Here is a 21,254-nt window from a genome sequence, read left to right as displayed (position 1 = left end):
CGCGGCCGTCCTGTCACCAGCAGCGGGAGCCGTCCGGCGGCCAGGGAGAATGCCCGGCCGTGGAGATCCTCGCGGCCGCGACCGAGACCCTGCGGGTGCCGGCCCTGGTCGACCTCGCGGCGATCGTCGTGGGCGCGCTCACCGGCGGCCTGCTGGCGGCGCGCGAGGGGTTCGCCGTGTCCGGCGTCCTGCTGCTGGCGGTCAGCGGCGGGCTCGGGGGCGGGCTGATCCGCGACGTCCTGCTCGCGGAGGGCCCGCCGGTGGCGCTGACCAACCGGGCCTACCTGCCCACGGTCGCGGTCACGGCGATGGTCACGTTCTACTTCTCCGGCTGGCTGTCCCGGCTGACCGGCCTGCTCGTGGTGCTGGACGCCGTCACACTCGGGTTCTTCACCGTCATCGGCGCGCAGAAGGCCCAGCTGGCCGGCCTGCCCAGTGCCTCGGTGGTCTTCATCGGGACGCTGACGGCGGTCGGCGGCGCGCTCATCCGCGACGTCCTGCTCGCCCAGCGGGCCGACATCGTGCAACCGGGCCCCTACAACGCCGTCGCCGCCCTGCTCGGCGCGACCGCGCTGACACTGCTCGCCGGGCCCGCCGGCCTGGACCCCATCCCGGTCGCGGCGCTGGTCATCGTCCTGGTCGCGACGCTGCGCGTGCTGTCGGTGTGGCGCGGGTGGACCGCACCGGTCGCCGTGGACCTGCCCGGGCAGGCGCGCCGCCGGCTCCGGCGGAGCCGCACCGGGGACGGCACCCGCCGGCGCCGCCGCGCCGAGCGCGGCACCCGCTGGCGCCGCCGCGACCGGACCTGACGTCAGGTCGCGGTGCCGGCCCGCGGTTGGACGTCGGGCGCCGGCTCGATCCCCGGCGGGACCTGCTGCGGGCCCGCCTCGGCCGGGCGCGGCTCGGTCTGGCTGAACAGGCGGACGGCGAGGAGCGCGACGTCGTCCTCCGCATCGGGGAGGAAGAGCCGCTCCAGCACCTCGTCGCACAGCTCGTCGAGGGTCAGCCCGGCGGACTCGCGGAGCACCGTGACCAGCTGCTCGGTCCCGGTGTCGAGGTCACGGTCGCGGCGCTCGACCAGCCCGTCGGTGTACAGGAACACCGTGCTGCCGGCCGGGAGTACGGCGACCCGATCGCTGCGCGACGTCCCGGGCAGCACGCCGAGCAGCAGGTCGGCCGGCAGCGGGTCCAGCACGGTCACCTCGCCGTCGGGGGACACCACCACCGGCGGCGGGTGCCCGGCGCTCGACCAGCGCAGCCGGGTCCGGTCCCGCCGCAGGTCGGCGTCGTCCTGCTCGAGACGGGCCACCAGCGCGGTGGCCATCGTGTCGAGCGCCAACCCGCGGATCGCGGCGTCCAGCCGGCTGAGCACCTGGGCGGGCGGCGCGCCGCTGGAGTAGCTGATGCCGCGCAGCAGCCCGCGGACCTGCCCCATCGCCGCCGCGGCGCGGCTGTCGTGGCCGACGACGTCGCCGATGGCCAGCACGGTCGCGCCACCGGCCTCGAGGAACGCGTCGTACCAGTCGCCGCCGATCTCGGCGCCGGCCGCGGCCGGCACGTAGCGGACCACGATCTCGCAGTGGTCGGGCTCCGGCGGCGCGGTGAGCATGCTGTGCTGCAGCGCGTCGGCCAGCACCCGCTGCTGGCCGTAGAGCCGCGCGTGGTGCAGGGCCAGCCCGGCCCGGCGGCCCACCTCGACCGCGGTGTCGATCTCGGCCTGGGTGTGCGGTCCGCGATCGGTGCCGTTGAACAGCCCCAGGGCACCCAGCGTCTGGCCGCGGGCGACCAGCGGCACGACGGTGCCCGAGCGCAGGCCGAGCCGGGACAGCAGCTCCCGGGTCGCGGCCTCCGGGATGGCCCGCGCGATCCGGTCGCCGTCGATGTCGGGGAGCACCAGCGGCCGGCCGGTGCGGGTGACCACCGTGGCCGCGGCGTGGTCGGTCATCACCGCGACCATCGAGTGGACGTACAGCTCCAGCTCGGCGCGCAGCGTGGGGTCGTGGTGCGCCGAGGCCAGCTCGTGCAGCCGGCCCTGTTCGTCGGTGACCACCAGCCAGCACCAGTCGCCGAGGGTGGGGACGACGAGGTCGACGAGCTGGCCGATCTGCTGGCCGATGTCCAGGCTCCCGGAGAGCACCCGGCCGGTGTCGGCCAGCAGCTGCAGCCGCCCGTTGGCCTCCGCCATCGCGGCGACCGCGTCGGCGCGCACGGCGTCGGCCTGCAGCCGCGACGCGGTCAGCGCGATCTGGGCGGTCAAGCCCTCCAGCAGTTCGACGTCGCTCTCGCTGTAGGCGTGCTCGGTGGTCCAGACCACGATGAAGCTGCCGAGCAGCCGTCCCTCGACGCGCAGCGGCAGCGCGGCCAGCGCCCGGGTGCCCAGCACGGCGTTGATGGCCACCATCCGCGGGAACCGTGCCTCGGCCTCCGCCGCGTCGGCGAAGAGCAGCCGTTCCCCGTGCCGGGCCACGTACTGGGTGGGCAGCTCGTCGTCCAGCGGGGTCTCCACCCCGTCCGCCGGCAGCTGGACGTCGGCCTCGCTGGCGACGACGTCGACGATCCGGCGGGTCACGTGCAGGTACAGCTTCTCGTCGCGCGGGTCGAAGACCGCCAGCCCGATGGACTCCGCACCGAGCACCGCGGCGCCGCGCAGCGCGATCTCGGCCAGCTGGGAGACCCGGGTGGCGTTGGCCAGCTCCGCCGCGACCTCCGCGATGGCCGCGGCGCGCTGCACCGCGGCGATGCGCCGCTCCGCCTGGTCGCGGGCGGCGGTGACGTCGACGGCGGTCCCCAGCACCCGGACCGGCCGCCCCGACGGGTCGCAGACCACCCGCCCGCGGGAGACCGTCCAGCGCACGCCGCCGTCGACGCGGACGACGCGGGCCTCCACCAGGTACTCCCCGCTCGTGGCGAGGGCCTCCCGCATGGCCTCGGTCACCGCCGCGCGGTCGTCGGGGTGGATGCGCTCGGTCATGATGTCCTCGACCGAGTCGATCTCCACGGCGCCGTCGAGCCCGAAGATCGCCGCGCAGCGCTCGTCCCAGCGCACCGCGCCGGTGCGCAGGTCGCGCTCCCAGATGCCGATCGCGCTGGCCTCCAGGGCGACGTCCAGCCGGGCCAGCGAGGCGCCGATCGCCGACCGCGCGGCCGACAGCTCCAGCTCGGCGCTGACCGAGGCGGCCATCTGCTCCAGGAGGGCGGCGTCGTCGTCGGACCACGCCCGCGGCACCGGGTCGTAGACGGCGAGGACGCCGACGACGTGGCCGGAGTCGGCCACCAGCGGGGCACCGAGGTAGGCCGCGACCTGGCCCGAGGTGACCGCCGGGAGGTCGACCACCCCCGGGTGCACGGTGGCGTCGGGGACGACGAGGGACTTGCCGCGGCGGACGGTGATCGCGGAGATGGCGCCGGTCAGCAGCGCCGGCCCCCCGACGACGCCCGGCGGCAGGCCGTACCCGCCGACGACGGTGTCCTGGTCGGTGAAGAGCGTGACCTTCGCGTGCCGGATGCCCAGCAGCCGGGCGGCCAGGCCGGAGAGCCGGTCGAAGGCGGCCGGACCGGGCACCTCGACGAGCAGCCGGCGGGCGGCGGCGACGCGGTGCGGGTCGCCGAGGACGTCGGCTCCGGGTGGAGGGCATGCGGACAGCACCAGGCCGAGCCCCCCTCTTCCGCTGCTGCAGCGGACTCCCTGCGCCTGCCGCGACGACGCACCATGCTGACACGTCGGTGGCGGACGACACCGGATCGTCCTCCGAGCGCGATCCGGCGTCGCTCCCCCGCAGGGGTGAGTCCGGGGCCGGAGCCGGTCAAGCGGCCGGGCGCCCGGGACGATGCCGACTGCATGCCGGGGACCCGAGTGCGCACCCTGCCGGACTGCCGGCCGCTGCTCGCCGACCCCGACGACCTGACGCTGGCCTTCCAGCCGATCGTCGACCTCGCCGCCGCGCGCATCGCCGGCTACGAGGCCCTCTCCCGCTTTCCCGGCACCGCCGGGCCGGACGTCTGGTTCTCCGCGGCGGCCGAGTGGGGGGTGGCCGCCGAGCTGGAGGCACTGGCGATCACCAAGGCGCTCGACGCCGTGCCGCTGCTGCCCGAGAACACCTTCCTCACCGTCAACGTCAGCCCGAACCTGCTCGGCAGCGCGCCGGTGCAGGACGCCCTGGCCGGGCGGCCCGACCTGGCCCGCGTGGTCGTCGAGCTCACCGAGCACTCCCCTGTCGACGACCCCGCGGAGCTGCGCCGGCAGACCGACCTGCTGCGTGCCCGTGGCGCGCTGATCGCGCTGGACGACGCCGGCGCCGGCTACTCCGGGCTGCACCAGATGGCCACCCTGCGCCCCCAGCTGGTCAAGCTCGACCGCGCGCTGGTCACCGGCGCCGACAACGACCCCGTCCGCGTCGCGCTGGCCGAGCTGGTCGGCGAGTTCGCCGGCCGCATCGACGCCTGGCTCCTGGCCGAGGGCATCGAGACCCCCGGTGAGCTGGCCGTCTTCCTCCGCCTCGGGGTGCCGCTCGGGCAGGGCTGGGTGCTCGGCCGCCCGGCGCCGTACTTCGCGCCCCTCGCCCCGGAGGTCGTGGACCTGCTGCACGCCCAGGTGGCCCGCGCCCGGCTCACCGAGAGCGTGGCCAGCCTGCTCCGCCCGGTCCGCCAGTGCGACGTCCGCGACGCGCTGCCCGGGATCCCGCCGGCGGTGCTGGTCGGCCCCCTGGGCGAGCCGGTCGGGCTGCTGCTGGCCGACGCCCGGACCGGTGCCGCGTTCACCGCGCCGGTGTCGCTGCGCGTGCACCCGTCCACCGACATCACCGACGCGCTGCGGCGGGCCCTCACCCGCCCCGCGGCCTCCCGCTTCGACCCGGTCGTGTGCACCGACCCGACCGGCGAGGTCCTCGGCCTGCTGCGGGTCGAGGACCTCGCCGCCGCGGCTGCGCGCCGCTGAACCCCAGACCCCGGACGCCCGCCCGGGCGGCCCGGCCCGCACCACCTCCACGACGACGACAAGGACCCCGACGATGAAGACCTTCGCCTGCGGCGACGTCATCCCCGGCTGCAGCGCCCGCTTCTCGGCCGCGGACGAGGGCGGCATCCTCGCCCTGGTCGCCGGTCACGCGGCCGCCGACCACGGCGTCACCGACGTCACGCCCGACCTCGTGGCCGCCGTGCGCCAGCACATCCACACGATCTGAGCCCGCACGGAGTTGATCCGTGGGCATGACGCCCACGGATCAACTCCATCGCTCAGGCCGAGGCGTCGGTGAGCGCCTGCCGCTCGTCGTCGGTGAGCACGAGGTCCTGCATCGGCAGCAGGTCGGCCAGCTGCTCGACCGACCGGCCGCTGGCGATCGGCGCGACGACGGTCGGCTGGTCGGCCAGCCAGCGCAGCGCGACCGCCGCGCCGGTGACCCCGTGGGCGTCCGCGACCTCCGCGAGCGCGGACAGCACCCGGTCGCCCTTCTCCCCCACGTACCTCGCCGCCCCCTTCGCCCGCGGCGAGTCGACCGCCTCGCCCGGCCGGTACTTGCCGGTCAGGAAGCCCCGCGCCAGGGCGAAGTACGGCAGCACCCCCATGCCGCGGGCGGCGACGACGTCGCGCAGCTCGTCCTCGTAGGCCGGCCGCTCCATCAGGTTGTAGTGCGGCTGCAGCGCGACGTAGCGGGTCACCCCCAGCCGCTCCGAGGTCTCCAGCGCCTCGGTCAGCCGCTCCCCCGAGTAGTTCGACGCCGCCGCGTAGCGCACCTTCCCCCCCTGCACCAGCTCGTCGAACGCACGCAGGGTCTCCTCCAGCGGCGTCGTCTCGTCGTCGTAGTGCGCGTAGTACAGGTCGATGCGGTCGGTCTGCAGCCGTCGCAGCGACCCCTCCGCCGCGGTGCGGATCTCCGCCGCCGACAGCGGGTGCTCCTTCTCCAGCGGCGAGGCCTTCGTCGCCACCACCACCCGGTCGCGCATCCCGCGATCGGCCATCCAGGCGCCGAGGATCTCCTCCGAGCGGCCCTTGCCGTAGGACTCGGCGGTGTCGACGAACGGCGCCCGGGTGCTCGGCGTCGCGTCGCCGAAGCGGTCCAGCAGCGCGAAGGACGTCGCCTCGTCCGCCGTCCAGCCGAACACGTTGCCACCCAGGCAGAGGTCGCTGACGGTGAGGTCGGTCCCGGGGATCTGCGGCATGGGCCCCACGCTAGAGGAAGGGCCCTCCTGCCCCCCGACGCTCGCAGGCTCGCGACGGGACCCTGCAGGAGAGCCGCGACCGTCGCCCGACCGGGTGGGACCGGTGGGACGTGAGGGACCCGTTCACCCCCCTCGGTGGCGGGCTGTCGTACCGGCATGGCACGGTGCCCCCGGTCCGGCCTCGGCACATCCGCCGAGGTCGGGACAGTTTCCGTCACCGTCGAGAGGACACCCGTGAACAAGGCAGAACTCGTATCCGCCATCGCCAAGCGCGCCGACGTGCCCGCCGCCACCGTCGACTCGGTGCTCGCCGGCCTCCAGGAGGAGCTGGTCGAGGCCATCACCCGTGGCGAGAAGGTCGCCGTCTCCGGGCTGCTCACCGTCGAGCGCACCCAGCGGTCGGCGCGGACCGGTCGCAACCCGCAGACCGGGGAGTCCATCGACATCCCGGCCGCGAACACCGTGAAGGTCACCGCCGGCTCCAACCTGAAGAAGGCCGCCAGCAACGTCCCCGTGTGACCGCCGGCAGCCCGGCGACGTCCCGGGGCGATCGGCGGCGTCGCCCGTCGGGCGGCCCCCCCGTGTGACCTGGTCCACAGCGCCGTGAGTCAGGATGCGGGGCAGGCGCCGCCCGACGGCGGGCGGCCCGCGGATCGGAGGACACGTGACGACGGCGCTCCAGGTGGACACCGACCCCGCCGAGGTGGGCTTCGACCCGGCCCGGCTGACCCGCATCGACCGGCGGCTGGCCCGCTGGGTGGACGAGGGGCGGCTGCCCGGGTTCCTCGTGACCGTGGCCCGCCACGGCCGGCTGGTGCACGTGGGCCGGTACGGCTCCCGGAACGTGGAGGAGGGGCTGCCGGTCGAGACCGACACCCGGTGGCGCATCTACTCCATGACCAAGCCGATCACCTCGGTCGCGGCGATGATGCTCTACGAGGAGGGCGCCTTCGAGCTCACCGACCCGATCGCCCGCTGGCTGCCGGAGTTCGCCGAGACCCGCGTCTACGTCGCCGGCTCGGCGCTGAAGCCGGTCACCGTTCCGCAGACCGAGCCGATCCGGGTGTGGCACCTGCTCACCCACACCTCGGGGCTGACCTACGGCTTCCACCACACCCACCCGGTCGATGCGATGTACCGGGCCGCCGGGCACGAGTGGGGCACCCCGGCCGGCGCCGACGCCGCCGAGGTGTGCCGCCAGTGGGCTTCGATGCCCCTGGTGTTCCAGCCCGGGACCGAGTGGAACTACGGCGTCTCCACCGACGTCCTCGGCCGGCTGGTCGAGGTGGTCTCCGGCCAGTCGCTGGACGAGTTCTTCGAGCAGCGGATCTTCCGCCCGCTGGGCATGGCCGACACCTCCTTCGGGCTCCGCGAGGACGACGACCCCGAGTCCCTGGCCCGGCTCTACACCGCCGTCCCGGCGCAGCCCGGCGGTCCGGCGACCACCTACGCGCCGCTGGACACGACGGGCGCCGGCGCCCACCGGAAGCCGGCGTTCCTCTCCGGCGGCGGCGGGCTGGTCTCGACCGCCGGTGACTACCTGCGGTTCACCGAGCTGCTGCGCCGCGGCGGCTCCTACGACGGCGGCCGGCTGCTGGGCCCGCGCACCATCGCGCACATGACCCGCAACCACCTGCCGGGCAACGCCGACCTGGAGACCTTCGGCCGGCCGCTGTTCGCCGAGACGCCGCTGCGCGGGGTGGGCTTCGGCCTGGGCTTCTCGATGGTCATCGACCCCGCCCGCTACGGCGTGATGGCCAGCCCCGGCGACTACAGCTGGGGCGGGGCGGCGTCCACCGCGTTCTACGTCGACCCGGTCGAGGACCTCACGGTGGGCTTCTTCACCCAGCTGCTGCCCTCCAGCGTGCTGCCGATCCGGAGCCACCTGCGCACGCTGGTCAACCAGGCCTTGCTCGACTGAGGAGACCGCAGGCATAGGAAGCAATACCTACGTCCTGGCCGCCGGTACGTGGGTATAGCTTCCTATGCCTGCGCACGGGCGGCGTCCGGTGGTCTGGTTGGGTGACGGCGTGCTGCGCCTGGGTGCTCTCGACGTGCCGCCCGGGCGGCTCGTGGTCATGGCCATCGTCAACCGCACCCCCGACTCCTTCTACGACCGCGGCGCCACCTACGAGCTCGCCGCGGCCGTCGAGCGGGTGGACCGGGTGGTCGCCGAGGGCGCGGACATGGTGGACGTCGGCGGGGTGAAGGCGGCTCCGGGCGAGGACGTCGACGCGGCCGAGGAGATCCGCCGCACCGTCGACCTGGTCGCCGCCATCCACGCCGCCCACCCCACGCTGCCGATCTCCATCGACACCTGGCGGGCGGAGGTGGCGCGGGAGGCGCTGGCCGCCGGCGCCGACGTCGTCAACGACGCGTGGGGCGGGGTCGACCCGGAGCTGGCCGCCGTCGCGGCGGAGGCCGGCGCCGGGATCGTGTGCACGCACGCGGGCGGGCTGCCGCCGCGGACCCGCCCGCACCGCATGACCTACGACGACGTCGTGGCCGACGTGGTGGCCCGGACGACGGCGCTGGCCGAGGCCGCGGTCGCGGCGGGCGTGCACCGGGAGCGGGTCCTCGTCGACCCCGGGCACGACTTCGGCAAGAACACCCGGCACTCGCTGGAGGCCACCCGACGGCTGGACGAGCTGGTCGCGACCGGGTGGCCGGTCCTCGTGGCGCTGTCGAACAAGGACTTCGTCGGGGAGACTCTCGACGTCCCGCTGGAGGAGCGGCTGACCGGCACCCTCGCGGCCACCGCGGTGAGCGCCTGGCTGGGCGCGACGGTGTTCCGCGCGCACGACGTCGCGGCGACCCGGCAGACGCTGGACATGGTCGCCGCCATCCGGGGCGACCGGGCGCCGCTGCGCACCACCCGTGGCCTGGCCTGAAGCCCCTGGTCGGCGGCGCTGCGCAGGTCTAGCGTGCCCCGCACCAACGCCGAGGAGGTAGCGGGATGAGCGGCAGGGTCGTGCACTTCGAGATCCCCTTCGACGACGGGGACCGCGCGCGCAGCTTCTACAAGGAGGCCTTCGGCTGGCAGGTCCAGGAGATGCCGGAGATGAGCTACACCCTGGTCATGTCGGGCCCCAGCGGTGAGCAGGGACCGACCGAGCCGGGGTTCATCAACGGTGGGATGATGGCGCGCGAGGGCGGTCCCTCGGGCACGCCGGTCATCGTCGTGGACGTGGAGAGCATCGACGTCGCCCTCGAGCGGATCGAGGAGCTCGGCGGCGCCACGGTGACGCCCAAGATGCCGGTGGGCGACATGGGCTTCGCCGCCTACGTCCGGGACCCGGAGGGGAACGTCCTCGGCCTCTGGGAGACCGCCGGCTGACCCGCACCCGGACCCGGCGGCGGCCTCGATAGGGTCCCGCGCCATGGCCGCCACCGGGTTCCACACCGCCGACGAGCTCAACGCGCTGCTGCCGGGCACGCTGCCGGGCCTGCTGGGCCTCGCGATCACCGCGCACGAGCCCGGCCGGCTGGAGGCCGCGCTCGACGTGCGGCCGGAGCTGCTCGCGCCCAACGGGTACCTGCACGCCGCGACCGTCGTCGGCCTCGCCGACACCTCCTGCGGGCTGGCCACCCGGGCCCTGCTCCCCGAGGGCTCGACCGGGTTCACCACGATCGAGCTGAAGACCAACTTCCTCGGGACGGTGCGCGAGGGCCGGGTCACCACCGTGGCCACCAACGCCCACGCCGGCCGGACGACGCAGGTCTGGGACGCCGTGGTCACGTCCGCGGACTCCGGGAAGACGCTCGCGCTGTTCCGCTGCACCCAGTCGGTGCTGTGGCCCCGGTGATCCGTACCGGCGGGTAACCCCCCTGTGTCCCAGGCCACGTCAGGTGTGAGACTGGCGCCACACCTGACGAGATGAGGAGCTCCTCCGTGGCGCTGGCCAGCCTGTACCCCGACGTCGAGATCCCCGACCTGTCGGTCCCCGCCTACGTGCTGTCCGCGGGCGCGGCGCGGCCCGGGGCCGCGGCGCTGGTCGACGGGCTCACCGGCGACACGATCACCCACGGCCAGCTGACCGCCTACGTCGACCGCGTCGCGGCGGCGCTGCACGCGCGGGGCCTGCGCAAGGGCGACGTCGTCGCCGTCTTCTGCCCCAACACGCCCTGGTACCCGGTGGTCTTCCACGGGATCGCCGCGGCCGGCTGCGTGATGTCGCCGATCAACTCGCTCTACACGCCCGACGAGATCGCCTTCCAGCTGCGGGACTCCGGCGCGAAGGTGCTGATCACCGTCTCGCCGTTCCTCGAGCGGGCGATGGCCGCCGTCGACACGGCGCCGGTCGACGAGATCGTCGTCATGGACGGCGCCGAGGGCCACGCCTCGCTGCTCGACCTGCTCAGCAGCGACGCGCCCTCGGTGCAGGTCGACATCGACCCGGCCACCGACCTGGTCACCCTGCCCTACTCGAGCGGCACGACCGGCCTGCCCAAGGGGGTCATGCTCACCCACCGCAACCTGGTGGCCAACGTGCTCCAGATGCGGCCGATCATGAACGCGTCCGAGGGCGACGAGCGGATCATCGCCGTCCTGCCGTTCTTCCACATCTACGGGCTCACCGTGCTGATGAACCAGGGTCTGGTCGCCGGCACCGTGGTGACGCTGCCGCGCTTCGACCTCGACGACTTCCTCCGTGTCATCCAGGAGCAGAGGATCACCCGGGCCTTCGTCGCGCCGCCGATCGTGCTGGCGCTGGCCAAGCACCCGCTGGTCGACCAGTACGACCTCTCCTCGCTGCGCACCATCACCTCGGGCGCGGCCCCGCTGGACGAGGGGCTGGCGCTCGCCGCGGAGCGCCGGCTGCGCAAGGGCGCCGACACCGGCGTCACCATCGCGCAGGGCTACGGGATGACCGAGTTGTCCCCCGTCTCGCACAGCACCCCCGACGCGGGCATGGAGCCGCCCGGCTTCACCGGCCCGGTGCCGAAGGGCTCGGTCGGCGTGGCCGTGCCGAGCACCGAGTGCCGGCTGGTCGACCCGGCCACCGGTCAGGACGTCGGCTCCGGGGAGCGGGGCGAGCTCTGGGTGCGCGGGCCGCAGGTGATGAAGGGTTACCTGAACAACCCCCAGGCCACGGCCGACACCCTGGACGACGACGGCTGGCTGCACACCGGGGACGTCGCCGTCGTCGACGACCGGGGGGTCTACACCGTCGTCGACCGGGTCAAGGAGCTGATCAAGTACAAGGGCTACCAGGTGGCCCCGGCCGAACTGGAGGCCGTGCTGCTCGGCCACCCCGAGATCGCCGACGCCGCGGTCATCGGCGTCCCGGACGCCGAGAGCGGCGAGGAGCTGCCCAAGGCGTTCGTCGTCCGGGCCGCCGGCTCGACGCTGACCGCCGAGTCCGTCATGGAGTACATGGCCGGCAAGGTGGCGCCGCACAAGAAGATCCGGCTGGTCGAGTTCATCGAGCAGGTGCCCAAGTCCTCCGCCGGGAAGATCCTGCGCAAGAACCTCAAAGCGGCTCCCTGACCTGACCGCTCCGGGCGCACCGGCAGGGACACGGCCGGTGCGACCGGAGCGGAGTCGGTGCGCCCCCCGGGGCGGGTCAGTGCGACGCGCTCCGCACGCCGGCGCGGCGGGCGAGCCAGCGGTCCTCGCCGAGCCGCAGGGCCAGCCGGACCGCGCGCGGCGCGGCCGCCACGACCTGCACCCGCTCGCGGGGCGAGCAGGCGTCCAGGAACCACGGGACGGCGAACCGCGCCGACCCCACGGCCGCCCGGAACCGGTGCTCGCAGCCGAGCAGCTCGCCGGGCCCGTGCCGGTGCTCGGCCCCGGGCTCCTCCAGCAGGTCGGCCAGCTCCGACCACGCCCGCGCCAGGCCGGGGGCGCCGGCGCTCACGCACGCCGCGAACAGCGGAGCGGCCGCCGCCACCGCGTCGCAGGCGGTCCGCAGCGCGGGGTCGTCGGCGCGCCCGGCCACCGCCCGCACGGTCCGGAGCACCCGGTCGGAGAAGCCGACCAGCTCCGCCTGCCGGCGCGGGCAGCAGGGGGCGTCGAAGGCGATCCCGGTGAGCGCGTCGGCCACGTCGCGGGCGCCGGTGCGCAGGGCCCGCCGCTCGACCGGGCAGGCGGTCCCGGCGCGCACCGGCGGTGCCGGGCGGGCGGCGACCTCGACGGGGGCCGGGACGGCGAGCGGGGCGGGTGCCGGAGCCGGGAGCGGGACGGACAACGTCGTCGTCATGCCCGGGACGGTGCCGGGCGCTGCTTCGGGCGCGCTTGCACCGCGCTTGAGCAGCCCACTTGGAGCGCACCGGGACGCCGGTCCTTCTAGGGTCGGGGGCATGCGTGCGGTGACTCTCGACGGAGCGGGTGGACCCGAGGTCATGGGCTGGGGCGAGGTGCCCGACCCGGTCCTCAAGCCCGGTGAGGTGCTCGTCGACGTCGTGGCCACCGCGGTCAACCGCGCCGACCTGCTGCAGCGGGCCGGCCACTACCCGCCACCGCCCGGGTCCAGCGACGTCCTGGGCCTGGAGTGCAGCGGCGTGGTCAGCGAGGTCGGCGAGGGCGTCTCCGGCTGGAGGGTCGGCGACGAGGTGTGCGCGCTGCTCTCCGGCGGGGGCTACGCCGAGCGGGTCGCCGTCCCCGCCGGTCAGCTGCTGCCCCGCCCGGCCGGCGTCGAGCTGGCCACCGCCGCGGCCCTGCCCGAGGTGGTCTGCACCGTCTGGTCCAACGTGTTCATGCTCGCCGGGCTCAAGCGCGGCGACGCCTTCCTCGTGCACGGGGGCTCCAGCGGCATCGGCACCATGGCCATCCAGCTGGCCGCCCGCGTCGGCGCCCGGGTGTTCACCACCGCCGGCAGTGCCGCGAAGCTCGACGTCTGCCGCGAGCTGGGCGCCGAGGTCGGCATCAACTACCGCGACGAGGACTTCGTCGAGTGCGTGCTGGACGAGACCGAGGGGGTCGGCGTCGACGTCGTCCTCGACAACATGGGAGCCAAGTACCTGTCCCGCAACCTCGCCGCCCTGGCCACTGGCGGGCGGCTGGTCTGCATCGGCATGCAGGGCGGCACGAAGGCCGAGATCGACCTGGGCGCGCTCATGCGCAAGCGGGCCTCGGTGCACGCCACGACGCTGCGGGCGCGCCCGGCGACCGGTCCCGGCGGCAAGGCCGAGATCGTCGCCGCCGTCCGGCACGACGTCTGGCCGGACGTCGAGCGCGGCGTCGTCCGGCCGATCGTCGACCGCCGGCTGCCCATGGCCCGCGCCGCCGAGGCGCACCGGGTGGTCGACGCCAGCGAGCACATCGGCAAGGTGCTGCTGGTCAACGACGGCTGACCCGGGCCTGGTGGCCGGTCTCACCGCCCGGCTCCGCACCGTTCGTGCGACCCTGGGGATGGGTCCGCGACCGGACTCCCGGACGAGCACGCCGTACCCGGACAGCGACAAGACGGCGTCCAGGAGATCCCCGTGTACTGGCTCGTCCTCGTCCTGTCCGGCGTCCTCGAGGCCGTCTGGGCCACCGCGCTCGACCGCTCGCAGTGGTTCAGCCGCCCGCTGCCCACCGTCGTCTTCGCCGTGTCGCTGGCCGGCAGCATGGCCGGTCTCGCCTACGCGATGCGCGGTCTCCCCCTCGGCACGGCGTACGCCGTCTGGGTGGGCGTCGGCGTCGCCCTGACCGCGGGCTACGCCATGTGGTCCGGTCAGGAGCCGGTGTCGGCGGTCCGGGTCCTGCTGCTGGCGGGCCTGCTCGGCTGCGTCGTCGGGCTCAAGCTCACCCACTAGCCACCACTCACCAGCGGCGCCCGCACCAGCTCGGCCCCCCGGCCGTCGAGCAGGACCACGGCGGTGACCGTCTCGGCGTCGATGTCGGCCCAGCCGCGCCAGGTGCCGCCGCCATCGTCGTCGACACCCCACCGGCCGGCCGGGTGCACCTGGCCGGCCTCGTCGACCACCACGAGCCGGCACTCCCCCGCGGGTGCGAGGCCGTCGACGGCGATGTCGAGGACCGTGCCGCCACCGCCCTCCGTGGCGGTCACGGCGAACTCCACGCCACCGTTGGCGGCGGTGACCGTGGTGGCGTCCGTGCGCGGCCACGCCGCGATGGCCACCAGGACACCGCCCACCAGGAGCACCAGCAGCGCGGCGATGACCAGCAGCCGGCGGCGGGTCCAGCGCGGCCGGCGGGCGGCGGCGGAGACGCGGTCGAAGAGGTCCGGCGACGGCGCGACCGGAGGGGTGAGCAGGTCCTCCGGCTGCACCAGGGCCAGCAGGCCGGGCAGCTGCGCCAGCTCGGCCAGCTCGGCGTGGCAGTCGTCGCAGTGGCGCAGGTGTTCCTGGACCGCCCGCCGCTCCTCAGGCTCGAGCGCGCCGAGCAGGTAGGCCGCCAGGTCGGGCACCGCGGCACGGCACGTCACGTCGTCACCCCCCGTTCGGCGAGGGCCAGCTTGAGCGCCCGCAGCGCGTAGTAGCAGCGGGACTTGACCGTGCCGGGCGGGATGCCGAGGACGGCGGCCGCCTCGCTCACGGTGCGCCCGCGGTAGTAGGTCTCCACGATCACCGCCCGGTGCTCCGGCGACAGCGCGCCGAGCGCGTCGGTGACGACGATCCGGTCGAGGGCGCCGGCCAGGTCGTCGAGGGCCGGGACGGTGGCCAGCCCGGCGTCGGAGACCTCCGTCGGCCGGGCCCGGCGGGCGCGGTGGGCGTCGATGGCCAGGTGGTGGGCCACGGTGAACAGCCAGGGCCGCACCGGCGACGCCTCGGGGTCCAGCTCCTCGAGGTGCTTCCACGCCCGCACGAGGGTCTCCTGCACGACGTCCTCGGCCCGGTCGCGGTCGCCGCCGCACAGCCGCAGCGCGTACGCCAGCAGGGCCGGGGCGTGCGCGTCGTAGAGGGCCCGCAGCGTGCGCTCGCGGGTCTGCCCGCCCCGGGGCCGCATCAGCCGCTGCGGACCGGCCGGCGGCCGGTCCGCGGGTCGGCCCGCTGCCGCGGGCGGACGGCGGCGACGCAGACGAGCACCGCCGCGCCGACGGCCTCGACCCACACGCTCTGCCAGAACAGCGACGCCTCGGACGACTCGGAGAAGCCGAACAGCCCGACCCACACCGACAGCACGAGGCCACCGAGGGTGCCGAGCAGCAGGGCCGCCCCGAGCACGGCGACGAGGGGCAGCCAGTGCGCCGGCGCGACGAGGACGCCGATGCCGAGGAACGTCGCGGCGATCGACTGGAGCAGGAACAACGGCCCGATCCAGGGGATCGTGTCGTAGTCGGCGTCCCAGAGGTACAGGTGGATGCCGGCGCTGGCGCCGAGCAGCACGGCGCCGACGACCCGCCCGGCCGCCAGCAGCGGACCCGGGACCTCCGGACGCGGTCGACTCATGGCGCACTCCTCGGGGAGCGGGGCGTTCAGTGTGCGGGCAACGCGGCGGGTGCGGTCGTCGAGGTGATCGTGGTGCCGTCGGGGGACGACGGCTGGCCGGAGGCGGCCCCGCCCCCGTCGTCGTCGGAGCCGCGCCCGGCCAGCGCCGGCACGCCGACCGCGAGGACGGTGGAGAGGACCGGTGTCCTCCGCATGGGGAGCTCCCTCTGCCGGGCGGCCTCCTCGCGACGGGGCCGACACCAGGGAGCACGGATCCGCGGGGGGATCGGTTCAACCGGCCCGGCGGAGACGAGCTCAGCGGGGGCGGAGCCCGGCCACCGAGTCGACCAGGTAGCCGACCTCCTCGGCGGTGTTGTAGTGCATGAGGCCGAGCTGCACCGCCCCGCCCTCCTCGTTGACGCCGAGGGCGTCGAAGAGCTCGCGGGCGTAGAAGTCCCCGTCCCAGGCGCAGATCCCGCGGCGGGAGAGCTCCACGGCGACCTGGCGCGGCCGCATGCCGGCGACGGTGAACGACAACGTGGGCGTGGTCCGCGCGGGCGAGCCGAGCACCTGCACGTGGCGCATGGCGCGCAGGGCCTGGTCCAGCCACTCGAACAGGTCGCTCTCGTAGGCGGTCACCGCCGCCATCGACGTGCGCAGCCGGTCCCGCCGGGAGCCGGTGGCCTCCTCGCTCAGCCCGGCGAGGTGGTCGACGGCGGCGGCGACGCCGGCCAGCAGCTCGAAGGCCACCGTCCCGCTCTCGAACCGGTCGGGCACGCGGTCGGGCACCGGCAGCAGCTTCTCGGGGTGCAGGTCGGCCAGCAGGTCGGGGTCGGCGACCAGCGCGGCCACGTGCGGCCCGCACCACCGGTCCGCGGCGACGGCGAGGAAGTCGGCGCCGAGCGCGGTGACGTCGAGCAGGCCGTGCGGGGCGGCGTGCACACCGTCGACGAAGACCAGCGCGCCCACCTCGTGCGCCCGGCGGGCGATCGCCGGCACGTCCGGCCGGGTGCCCAGGGCGCTGCTGGCGGCGGTGACGGCCACGAGCCGGGTGCGCGGGGTGAGCAGCTCGTCGTACTGCCAGTCCGGCAGCTCGCCGGTCTCGATGTCCACCTCGGCCCACCGCACCAGCGCCCCCGACCGCTCGGCGAGCTGCACCCACGGGCGGATGTTGGCGTCGTGGTCGAGCCGGCTGACCACGACCTCGTCGCCCGGCCGCCAGGTCCGGGCCAGGGCGCGGGCCATCGTGTAGGTGAGCGAGGTGGTGTTCGCGCCGAGGACGACGCCGGTGGACACCCCACCCACGAGGTCGGCGACGGCGGCGCGGGCGCTGGCGACCAGGCCCTCCCCCCGGGCGGACGCCGGGAACACCCCGCCCCGGTCGGCCACCGGCACCCGCATCGCCTGGGCGACGGCCAGCACGACGCTCTCCGGCAGCAGCGCACCGGCCGGCCCGTCGGCGTGCACGAAGCCGTCGGAGAGACCGGGGAACAGGCCGCGGACGCGGGCGACGTCCAACCGCCCCTCCCCCGGTCCCATGGCCCTCGACCCTAGACGCTGGCCCTCGGCGCCCAGCGGGCCTCCGGGTGCCCGGCGGGCCCGCCCCGGAGCGGGGGAGGATGGAGGCATGACCGCATCGGGAAACGGCAGTGAACAGGCGCAGCAGGTGGTCGTCGTCGGCCCCGACGGCCGGCCGGTCGGCACGATGCCCCTGCCGCAGGCGCCCGGCGGCGACGGGGCGGACGGCGAGGGCACCATCGGCGACATGGTCGAGCAGCCGGCGAAGGTCATGCGGATCGGCACGATGATCAAGCAGCTGCTCGAGGAGGTCCGGGCCGCGCCGCTGGACGACGCCAGCCGCAACCGGTTGCGCGACATCCACGCCAAGTCGATCCGGGAGCTCGAGGAGGGCCTGGCACCGGAGCTCCGGGACGAGCTGGAGCGGATCACGCTCCCGTTCAGCGAGGGCGAGACGCCCTCGGACGCCGAGCTCCGGATCGCCCAGGCGCAGCTGGTGGGCTGGCTGGAGGGCGTCTTCCACGGCATCCAGACCGCGCTGTTCGCCCAGCAGATGGCCGCGCGGGCCCAGCTGGAGGAGATGCGCCGGCGCGCGCTGCCCGGCGGGCCGTCCAGCGCCGGGCCCCAGCAGCCCGACATCCGCCCAGGGGGAGGCCAGTACCTCTGACCGGGTGACGCCGTCCACCCGATCGGGTGACGGGGACGGTGCGGCCGGTTGGCCGGCCGTGTCCCCGATCACGGTCCGCGTCCGCGGCCGGACACGCCGGCCTGGACGAGACCGGAGCAACGGTGACCACAGAGCAGCACGCGGCGGGGGCGGCGACCCGGCAGGGCGGCACGACGAACGGCATGGGCGTCGGGGGGTTCGTGACGGGCCTGGTGGGGCTCGGGCTCTCCTGGGTGATCCCCCTCGCCGGGATCGTCCTGGGCGTGCTGGGCGTCGTCCTCGGCGGTGTCGGCGTCTCCCAGGGGCGCCGGCGGGGCGCGCCGACCGGTCTGGCGACCGCAGGCGTGGTGCTCGGGGCGCTGGCCATCGTGGCGGCGGTCGTCGTCGTCTGGGCGGTCACCGCGTCGCTCACCTGAGCCCGCCTCGACGAGGAATCGGATCCTCTGCCCGCGTCGGGGCAGCCGACACGCGGGCAGAGGATCCGATTCCTCAGGGGTGACGGGCCGTCACAGAGCCGACAGGAAGGCGGCGACCCCGTCGTCGTCGTTCGTGCCGGTCACGTCGGTCGCCGCGGCCAGCAGGTCGGGGTGGGCGTGCGCCATGGCCACCGCACGCCCGCCGGCCTCCCGCACCCAGTCGAAGGCGGCGATGTCGTTGGGCATGTCGCCGAACACGACGACGTCCTCGGGGCCGACGCCGTGCTCGGCCGCCACCTTCGCCAGGCCGGTGGCCTTGGTGACGCCCAGCGCGGAGATCTCGGCCAGGGCGTCGCTGGAGGAGTTGGTGACCGTCGCGCGGCCGGCCACCACCGACTCCACCAGCGCGACGAACTCGTCCCGCGGCATCGACTCGTGGCGCGCCAGGAGCTTGGCCACCGGCACGGAGACCAGCTCGTCCAGCGGCGCGACGGCCACGCCGGGGGCGTCGACGTCCCACCGGGGCTGGTACACCGGCTCGTGACGGAACTCCAGCCCGTACTCGACGGCGAACCAGGTGTCGGGCTGCTGCCGCCGCAGCTCGGCGGTGACCTCGCGCAGCACCTCGGGCTCCAGCGGGTCCTCGTCGACGATCTCGAACTCGGCGAGGTCCAGCAGCACCGCACCGTTGCAGCACACCGCGGTGCCGTGCCGCAGCACCTCCCGGATGCGCACCATCCAGCGCGGCGGCCGGCCGGTGGCCAGCACGACCGGCACGCCGTCGGCGCGCCAGCGCTCCAGCTCCGCGACCGTCGCCTCGCTCACCGTGTCGTCCCAGCGCAGCAGCGTGCCGTCCATGTCGCTGGCGATGAGCTTCGGCCGCCAGTCAGACACCGGGCTGCCTCCCGTCGACCGGCCGCCCCTCGAACAGCAGGGCCTCCAGGTAGCGGGCGACGCCGTCGGCGTCGTGGCCGCTGGTGACCAGCGGCGTCGCCGCCCGGACGTCGGGGTGGGCGTTGGCCACCGCGACCGCCCGCCCGCCGGCTGACCGCACCGCCGCCAGCATCGGCAGGTCGTTGGGCATGTCGCCGAACACCAGGACGTCGCCGAAGCCCACGCCGTACCGCTCGAGGGCGATCGCCAGCCCGGTGGCCTTGGTGATGCCCGGCGGCAGCACCTCGATGAAGCCGAGCCCGGCGTGCGTCACCTCGGCGTCGGCGGGGTCGACCACCTGGCGGGCGCGGGCGAGCAGCTCGTCCTGCCCGAGGGTGGACGAGCGCAGGAACACCTTGAGCACCGCCCCGGCGGGCAGCACCTGGTGCCGCGGCAGCAGGTGCGCGGGCTCCGGGTAGGGCCAGTCGAAGCCGTGCTGCACCCGCAGCGGGGAGTGCGCCTCGGCCTGCTCGGCGGCGTCCTCCACCGCGACGATCAGCTCGCCGGCGACCGCCTCGATCCGCTCGATCACCGCCGTCGCCTGCGCGCGAGGGAGGCCGACGGTGCGCAGCACCTCGTCGCGCTCGAGGTCGACGACGAAGCCGCCCTGGGCGAGGACGGCGATGCCGCGGCCGTCGAGGGCACCGCGCACGCTGTCCAGCAGGCGCGGGCCGCGGCCGGTCACCCCGACGACCGGGATCCCGGCGTCCCAGCAGGCGGTCAGCGCCGCCCGGGTGCGCGGGCTGACCTCGCCGTCGGAGGTCAGCAGCGTGCCGTCGAGGTCGCTGGCCACCAGCTTGGGCCGCCAGGTGCCGACGTCCCCCAGGTCGACGACGTCGTCCGAGCCGGGGTGGCCCCCGAACGCCGGCAGCACGGCCGGCGGGTCCGCGCTCATGCGACGGGCACCGGCGCCGCCAGCGTCATGCCGGGGGTGAGGGTCTCGTGGCCGCCGAGCCAGGGGCGCAGCGCGGCCGGCACGTGCACCGAGCCGTCGGAGCGCTGGTGCACCTCGAGCAGGCAGGCGATGGTGCGGGCGATCGCGCACAGGGTGCCGTTGAGCGTGGCCGCGGTCTGGTTCTTCCCGTCCGCGTCGCGGTACCGGATGTTCAGCCGCCGGGCCTGGAAGGTGGTGCAGTCCGAGGTGCTGGTGAGCTCGCGGTAGGTGCCCTGGCTGGGGAACCACGCCTCGATGTCGTACTTGCGGGCCGCGCTCGTGCCCAGGTCGCCGGCGGCGATGTCGACCACCCGGTAGGGCAGCTCGAGGGCCTGCAGGAACTCCTCCTCCCAGGCCAGCAGCCGCCGGTGCTCCTCGGCCGCCTCCTCGGGCCGGCAGAAGCTGAACATCTCGACCTTGTCGAACCAGTGCACGCGGATGATCCCGCGGGTGTCCTTGCCGTAGGAGCCGGCCTCGCGGCGGAAGCAGGACGACCAGCCGGCGTAGCGCCGCGGCCCACCGGCCAGGTCGAGCACCTCGTTGGCGTGCATCCCGGCCAGCGCGACCTCCGAGGTGCCGACCAGGTAGAGGTCGTCGCGCTCGACGCGGTAGACCTCCTCGTCGTGCTCGCCGAGGAAGCCGGTGCCCTCCATCGCCTCGGGCCGCACCAGCGCGGGGGCGATGACCGGGGTGAACCCGGCGGCGACGGCGCGGCTGATCGCCAGCTGGGCGAGCGCGAACTCCAGCAGCGCGCCGGGGCCGGTCAGGAAGTAGAAGCGGGCGCCGGAGACCTTGGCCCCGCGCTCCATGTCGATCGCGCCGAGCGCCTCGCCGATCTCCAGGTGATCGCGCACCGGGAAGTCGTAGGCGGGTACCTCGCCGACGGTGCGCATCGTCACCGCGTCGTCCTCACCGCCGGGCGGGACCTCGGGGTGCACGACGTTGGGGATCCGCAGGTGCGCCGCGCGCAGCCCGGCGTCGGCGGCGCGCAGCGCCTCCTCGGCCTCCCTGACCTGCGCGGCGAGGGCCTTGGCCCGCTCGAGGACGGCGGGCCGCTCCTCGGGCGTGGCCTTCTTCACCGCCTGCGAGGCGGCCTTCTGCTCCCCGCGGAGGTCGTCGGCCCGCTTGACCGCCTCCCGGCGGGCGACGTCGGCGGCGAGGAGGTCGTCGACCCGGGACTCGTCGGCCCCGCGGGCGCGCTGGCTGGCCGTGACGAGGTCGGGGTGCTCGCGCAGGAGTCGCAGGTCGATCACCCCCCGATGGTAGGTGGCGGCGCCGACCCGCCCCGCCGCGCGCGCAGGTGACTCCCCCC

At 75.2% G+C, this 21,254-nt stretch carries 24 protein-coding genes and 1 riboswitch; of the genes, 13 read left to right on the top strand and 11 right to left on the bottom strand.

The window, feature by feature from the left end; all coding sequences use genetic code 11:
* Positions 1 to 59 precede the first annotated feature (59 nt).
* Positions 60 to 809: a trimeric intracellular cation channel family protein gene (locus MY526_RS04480; protein WP_436691001.1), complete on the top strand. Its 750-nt coding sequence runs from the start codon at positions 60 to 62 to the stop codon at positions 807 to 809.
* A 2-nt stretch (positions 810 to 811) separates the two neighbouring features.
* On the opposite strand, the gene MY526_RS04475 is transcribed toward MY526_RS04480, so the two are convergent.
* Complete coding sequence (locus MY526_RS04475; protein WP_436691003.1) at positions 812 to 3,646, bottom strand: SpoIIE family protein phosphatase; 2,835 nt, start codon at positions 3,644 to 3,646, stop codon at positions 812 to 814.
* A gap of 192 nt (positions 3,647 to 3,838) precedes the next feature.
* On the opposite strand from MY526_RS04475, the gene MY526_RS04470 reads away from it, so the two are divergent.
* Both MY526_RS04470 and MY526_RS04465 read left to right on the top strand, forming a co-directional pair.
* Positions 3,839 to 4,933, top strand: a complete 1,095-nt coding sequence (locus MY526_RS04470) for an EAL domain-containing protein (RefSeq protein WP_436691005.1) — start codon at positions 3,839 to 3,841, stop codon at positions 4,931 to 4,933.
* A 73-nt stretch (positions 4,934 to 5,006) separates the two neighbouring features.
* Positions 5,007 to 5,180 carry a DUF1059 domain-containing protein gene (locus tag MY526_RS04465; protein ID WP_436691007.1) on the top strand — a complete coding sequence of 58 codons (174 nt, stop codon included), beginning with the start codon at positions 5,007 to 5,009 and terminating at the stop codon, positions 5,178 to 5,180.
* A 52-nt stretch (positions 5,181 to 5,232) separates the two neighbouring features.
* Here the strand turns inward: MY526_RS04465 and MY526_RS04460 are convergent, their stop codons facing one another.
* Entirely contained in the window at positions 5,233 to 6,156 is a 924-nt protein-coding gene (locus tag MY526_RS04460) for an aldo/keto reductase (RefSeq protein WP_436703325.1), read from the bottom strand.
* A gap of 156 nt (positions 6,157 to 6,312) precedes the next feature.
* Here MY526_RS04460 and MY526_RS04455 point away from each other — a divergent pair, with 156 nt between their 5' ends.
* The 6 genes from MY526_RS04455 (at position 6,313) to MY526_RS04430 (ending at position 11,647) form a co-directional block, all read left to right on the top strand.
* Positions 6,313 to 6,675 carry an HU family DNA-binding protein gene (locus tag MY526_RS04455; protein ID WP_436691011.1) on the top strand — a complete coding sequence of 121 codons (363 nt, stop codon included), beginning with the start codon at positions 6,313 to 6,315 and terminating at the stop codon, positions 6,673 to 6,675.
* Positions 6,676 to 6,820: 145 nt separating this feature from the next.
* Positions 6,821 to 8,077 (top strand): serine hydrolase domain-containing protein, encoded by a 1,257-nt coding sequence (locus MY526_RS04450; RefSeq protein WP_436703324.1) that lies wholly within the window; start codon positions 6,821 to 6,823, stop codon positions 8,075 to 8,077.
* Between the two features lie 64 nt (positions 8,078 to 8,141).
* On the top strand, positions 8,142 to 9,047 hold the full coding sequence (gene folP, locus MY526_RS04445; protein ID WP_436703323.1) for a dihydropteroate synthase: 906 nt from the start codon (positions 8,142 to 8,144) through the stop codon (positions 9,045 to 9,047).
* Positions 9,048 to 9,112: 65 nt separating this feature from the next.
* The gene (locus tag MY526_RS04440) at positions 9,113 to 9,493 is read left to right on the top strand and encodes a VOC family protein (protein WP_436691017.1); all 381 of its coding nucleotides are present in this window, start codon (positions 9,113 to 9,115) and stop codon (positions 9,491 to 9,493) included.
* A 43-nt stretch (positions 9,494 to 9,536) separates the two neighbouring features.
* Complete coding sequence (locus MY526_RS04435; protein WP_436691019.1) at positions 9,537 to 9,962, top strand: PaaI family thioesterase; 426 nt, start codon at positions 9,537 to 9,539, stop codon at positions 9,960 to 9,962.
* Between the two features lie 71 nt (positions 9,963 to 10,033).
* Positions 10,034 to 11,647: an AMP-binding protein gene (locus MY526_RS04430; protein ID WP_436703322.1), complete on the top strand. Its 1,614-nt coding sequence runs from the start codon at positions 10,034 to 10,036 to the stop codon at positions 11,645 to 11,647.
* Positions 11,648 to 11,723: 76 nt separating this feature from the next.
* Here MY526_RS04430 and MY526_RS04425 read toward each other — a convergent pair whose 3' ends face one another.
* On the bottom strand, positions 11,724 to 12,359 hold the full coding sequence (locus tag MY526_RS04425; RefSeq protein ID WP_436691023.1) for a hypothetical protein: 636 nt from the start codon (positions 12,357 to 12,359) through the stop codon (positions 11,724 to 11,726).
* Between the two features lie 100 nt (positions 12,360 to 12,459).
* Here MY526_RS04425 and MY526_RS04420 point away from each other — a divergent pair, with 100 nt between their 5' ends.
* Entirely contained in the window at positions 12,460 to 13,452 is a 993-nt protein-coding gene (locus tag MY526_RS04420) for an NAD(P)H-quinone oxidoreductase (protein ID WP_436691025.1), read from the top strand.
* A 57-nt stretch (positions 13,453 to 13,509) separates the two neighbouring features.
* Positions 13,510 to 13,574, top strand: a riboswitch (guanidine-III (ykkC-III) riboswitch).
* A 10-nt stretch (positions 13,575 to 13,584) separates the two neighbouring features.
* Positions 13,585 to 13,899, top strand: coding sequence for a DMT family transporter (locus tag MY526_RS04415; protein WP_436691027.1), 315 nt, complete (start codon positions 13,585 to 13,587; stop codon positions 13,897 to 13,899).
* Here MY526_RS04415 and MY526_RS04410 read toward each other — a convergent pair.
* The 5 genes from MY526_RS04410 to MY526_RS04390 form a co-directional block, all read right to left on the bottom strand.
* On the bottom strand, positions 13,896 to 14,531 hold the full coding sequence (locus tag MY526_RS04410) for an anti-sigma factor family protein (protein ID WP_436691029.1): 636 nt from the start codon (positions 14,529 to 14,531) through the stop codon (positions 13,896 to 13,898). The two genes, MY526_RS04415 and MY526_RS04410, sit on opposite strands and share 4 nt — an antisense overlap.
* Positions 14,528 to 15,052 carry a sigma-70 family RNA polymerase sigma factor gene (locus MY526_RS04405; RefSeq protein ID WP_436691031.1) on the bottom strand — a complete coding sequence of 175 codons (525 nt, stop codon included), beginning with the start codon at positions 15,050 to 15,052 and terminating at the stop codon, positions 14,528 to 14,530. The genes MY526_RS04410 and MY526_RS04405 overlap by 4 nt, the downstream gene beginning before the upstream one ends.
* A complete protein-coding gene (locus MY526_RS04400) occupies positions 15,052 to 15,495 on the bottom strand; it encodes a hypothetical protein (protein ID WP_436691033.1) in 444 nt (147 codons plus the stop codon). Before MY526_RS04400 ends, MY526_RS04405 begins: the two co-directional genes overlap by 1 nt.
* 26 nt (positions 15,496 to 15,521) lie before the next feature.
* Positions 15,522 to 15,689, bottom strand: a complete 168-nt coding sequence (locus MY526_RS04395; RefSeq protein WP_436691035.1) for a hypothetical protein — start codon at positions 15,687 to 15,689, stop codon at positions 15,522 to 15,524.
* Between the two features lie 100 nt (positions 15,690 to 15,789).
* On the bottom strand, positions 15,790 to 17,013 hold the full coding sequence (locus MY526_RS04390) for a cysteine desulfurase-like protein (protein WP_436703321.1): 1,224 nt from the start codon (positions 17,011 to 17,013) through the stop codon (positions 15,790 to 15,792).
* A gap of 88 nt (positions 17,014 to 17,101) precedes the next feature.
* Between MY526_RS04390 and MY526_RS04385 the strand changes: the two genes are divergently transcribed.
* Both MY526_RS04385 and MY526_RS04380 read left to right on the top strand, forming a co-directional pair.
* On the top strand, positions 17,102 to 17,659 hold the full coding sequence (locus tag MY526_RS04385; RefSeq protein ID WP_436691039.1) for a bacterial proteasome activator family protein: 558 nt from the start codon (positions 17,102 to 17,104) through the stop codon (positions 17,657 to 17,659).
* 122 nt (positions 17,660 to 17,781) lie between these two features.
* Positions 17,782 to 18,075, top strand: a complete 294-nt coding sequence (locus MY526_RS04380) for a hypothetical protein (RefSeq protein WP_436691041.1) — start codon at positions 17,782 to 17,784, stop codon at positions 18,073 to 18,075.
* Positions 18,076 to 18,165: 90 nt separating this feature from the next.
* Here the strand turns inward: MY526_RS04380 and MY526_RS04375 are convergent, their stop codons facing one another.
* The 3 genes from MY526_RS04375 to serS are packed head-to-tail and all read right to left on the bottom strand — an operon-like array spanning position 18,166 to position 21,195.
* The gene (locus MY526_RS04375; RefSeq protein ID WP_436691043.1) at positions 18,166 to 18,969 is read right to left on the bottom strand and encodes an HAD family hydrolase; all 804 of its coding nucleotides are present in this window, start codon (positions 18,967 to 18,969) and stop codon (positions 18,166 to 18,168) included.
* The gene (locus tag MY526_RS04370; RefSeq protein ID WP_436691045.1) at positions 18,962 to 19,903 is read right to left on the bottom strand and encodes an HAD family hydrolase; all 942 of its coding nucleotides are present in this window, start codon (positions 19,901 to 19,903) and stop codon (positions 18,962 to 18,964) included. Before MY526_RS04370 ends, MY526_RS04375 begins: the two co-directional genes overlap by 8 nt.
* Entirely contained in the window at positions 19,900 to 21,195 is a 1,296-nt protein-coding gene (gene serS / locus MY526_RS04365; protein WP_436703320.1) for a serine--tRNA ligase, read from the bottom strand. The genes MY526_RS04370 and serS overlap by 4 nt, the downstream gene beginning before the upstream one ends.
* Between the last annotated feature and the right edge of the window lie 59 nt (positions 21,196 to 21,254).

Origin of the sequence: Geodermatophilus sp. CPCC 205761 (genome assembly GCF_051383655.1) — a bacterium.
GTDB lineage: Bacteria > Actinomycetota > Actinomycetes > Mycobacteriales > Geodermatophilaceae > Geodermatophilus.
Note: the sequence above shows the minus strand (reverse complement) of the source record. Positions and strands in the feature narration are given on the sequence as shown.

Bases quoted from the DNA above. Each gene is read 5' to 3' on its own strand.
- MY526_RS04425 (WP_436691023.1), bottom strand. From the start codon at position 12,359: ATGACGACGACGTTGTCCGTCCCGCTCCCGGCTCCGGCACCCGCCCCG.
- folP (WP_436703323.1), top strand. From the start codon at position 8,142: ATGCCTGCGCACGGGCGGCGTCCGGTGGTCTGGTTGGGTGACGGCGTG.
- MY526_RS04470 (WP_436691005.1), top strand. From the start codon at position 3,839: ATGCCGGGGACCCGAGTGCGCACCCTGCCGGACTGCCGGCCGCTGCTC.
- MY526_RS04465 (WP_436691007.1), top strand. From the start codon at position 5,007: ATGAAGACCTTCGCCTGCGGCGACGTCATCCCCGGCTGCAGCGCCCGC.
- MY526_RS04390 (WP_436703321.1), bottom strand. From the start codon at position 17,013: ATGGGACCGGGGGAGGGGCGGTTGGACGTCGCCCGCGTCCGCGGCCTG.
- MY526_RS04370 (WP_436691045.1), bottom strand. From the start codon at position 19,903: ATGAGCGCGGACCCGCCGGCCGTGCTGCCGGCGTTCGGGGGCCACCCC.
- MY526_RS04400 (WP_436691033.1), bottom strand. From the start codon at position 15,495: ATGAGTCGACCGCGTCCGGAGGTCCCGGGTCCGCTGCTGGCGGCCGGG.
- MY526_RS04395 (WP_436691035.1), bottom strand. From the start codon at position 15,689: ATGCGGAGGACACCGGTCCTCTCCACCGTCCTCGCGGTCGGCGTGCCG.
- MY526_RS04420 (WP_436691025.1), top strand. From the start codon at position 12,460: ATGCGTGCGGTGACTCTCGACGGAGCGGGTGGACCCGAGGTCATGGGC.
- MY526_RS04405 (WP_436691031.1), bottom strand. From the start codon at position 15,052: ATGCGGCCCCGGGGCGGGCAGACCCGCGAGCGCACGCTGCGGGCCCTC.
- MY526_RS04440 (WP_436691017.1), top strand. From the start codon at position 9,113: ATGAGCGGCAGGGTCGTGCACTTCGAGATCCCCTTCGACGACGGGGAC.
- MY526_RS04430 (WP_436703322.1), top strand. From the start codon at position 10,034: ATGAGGAGCTCCTCCGTGGCGCTGGCCAGCCTGTACCCCGACGTCGAG.
- MY526_RS04435 (WP_436691019.1), top strand. From the start codon at position 9,537: ATGGCCGCCACCGGGTTCCACACCGCCGACGAGCTCAACGCGCTGCTG.
- MY526_RS04385 (WP_436691039.1), top strand. From the start codon at position 17,102: ATGACCGCATCGGGAAACGGCAGTGAACAGGCGCAGCAGGTGGTCGTC.
- MY526_RS04460 (WP_436703325.1), bottom strand. From the start codon at position 6,156: ATGCCGCAGATCCCCGGGACCGACCTCACCGTCAGCGACCTCTGCCTG.
- MY526_RS04455 (WP_436691011.1), top strand. From the start codon at position 6,313: ATGGCACGGTGCCCCCGGTCCGGCCTCGGCACATCCGCCGAGGTCGGG.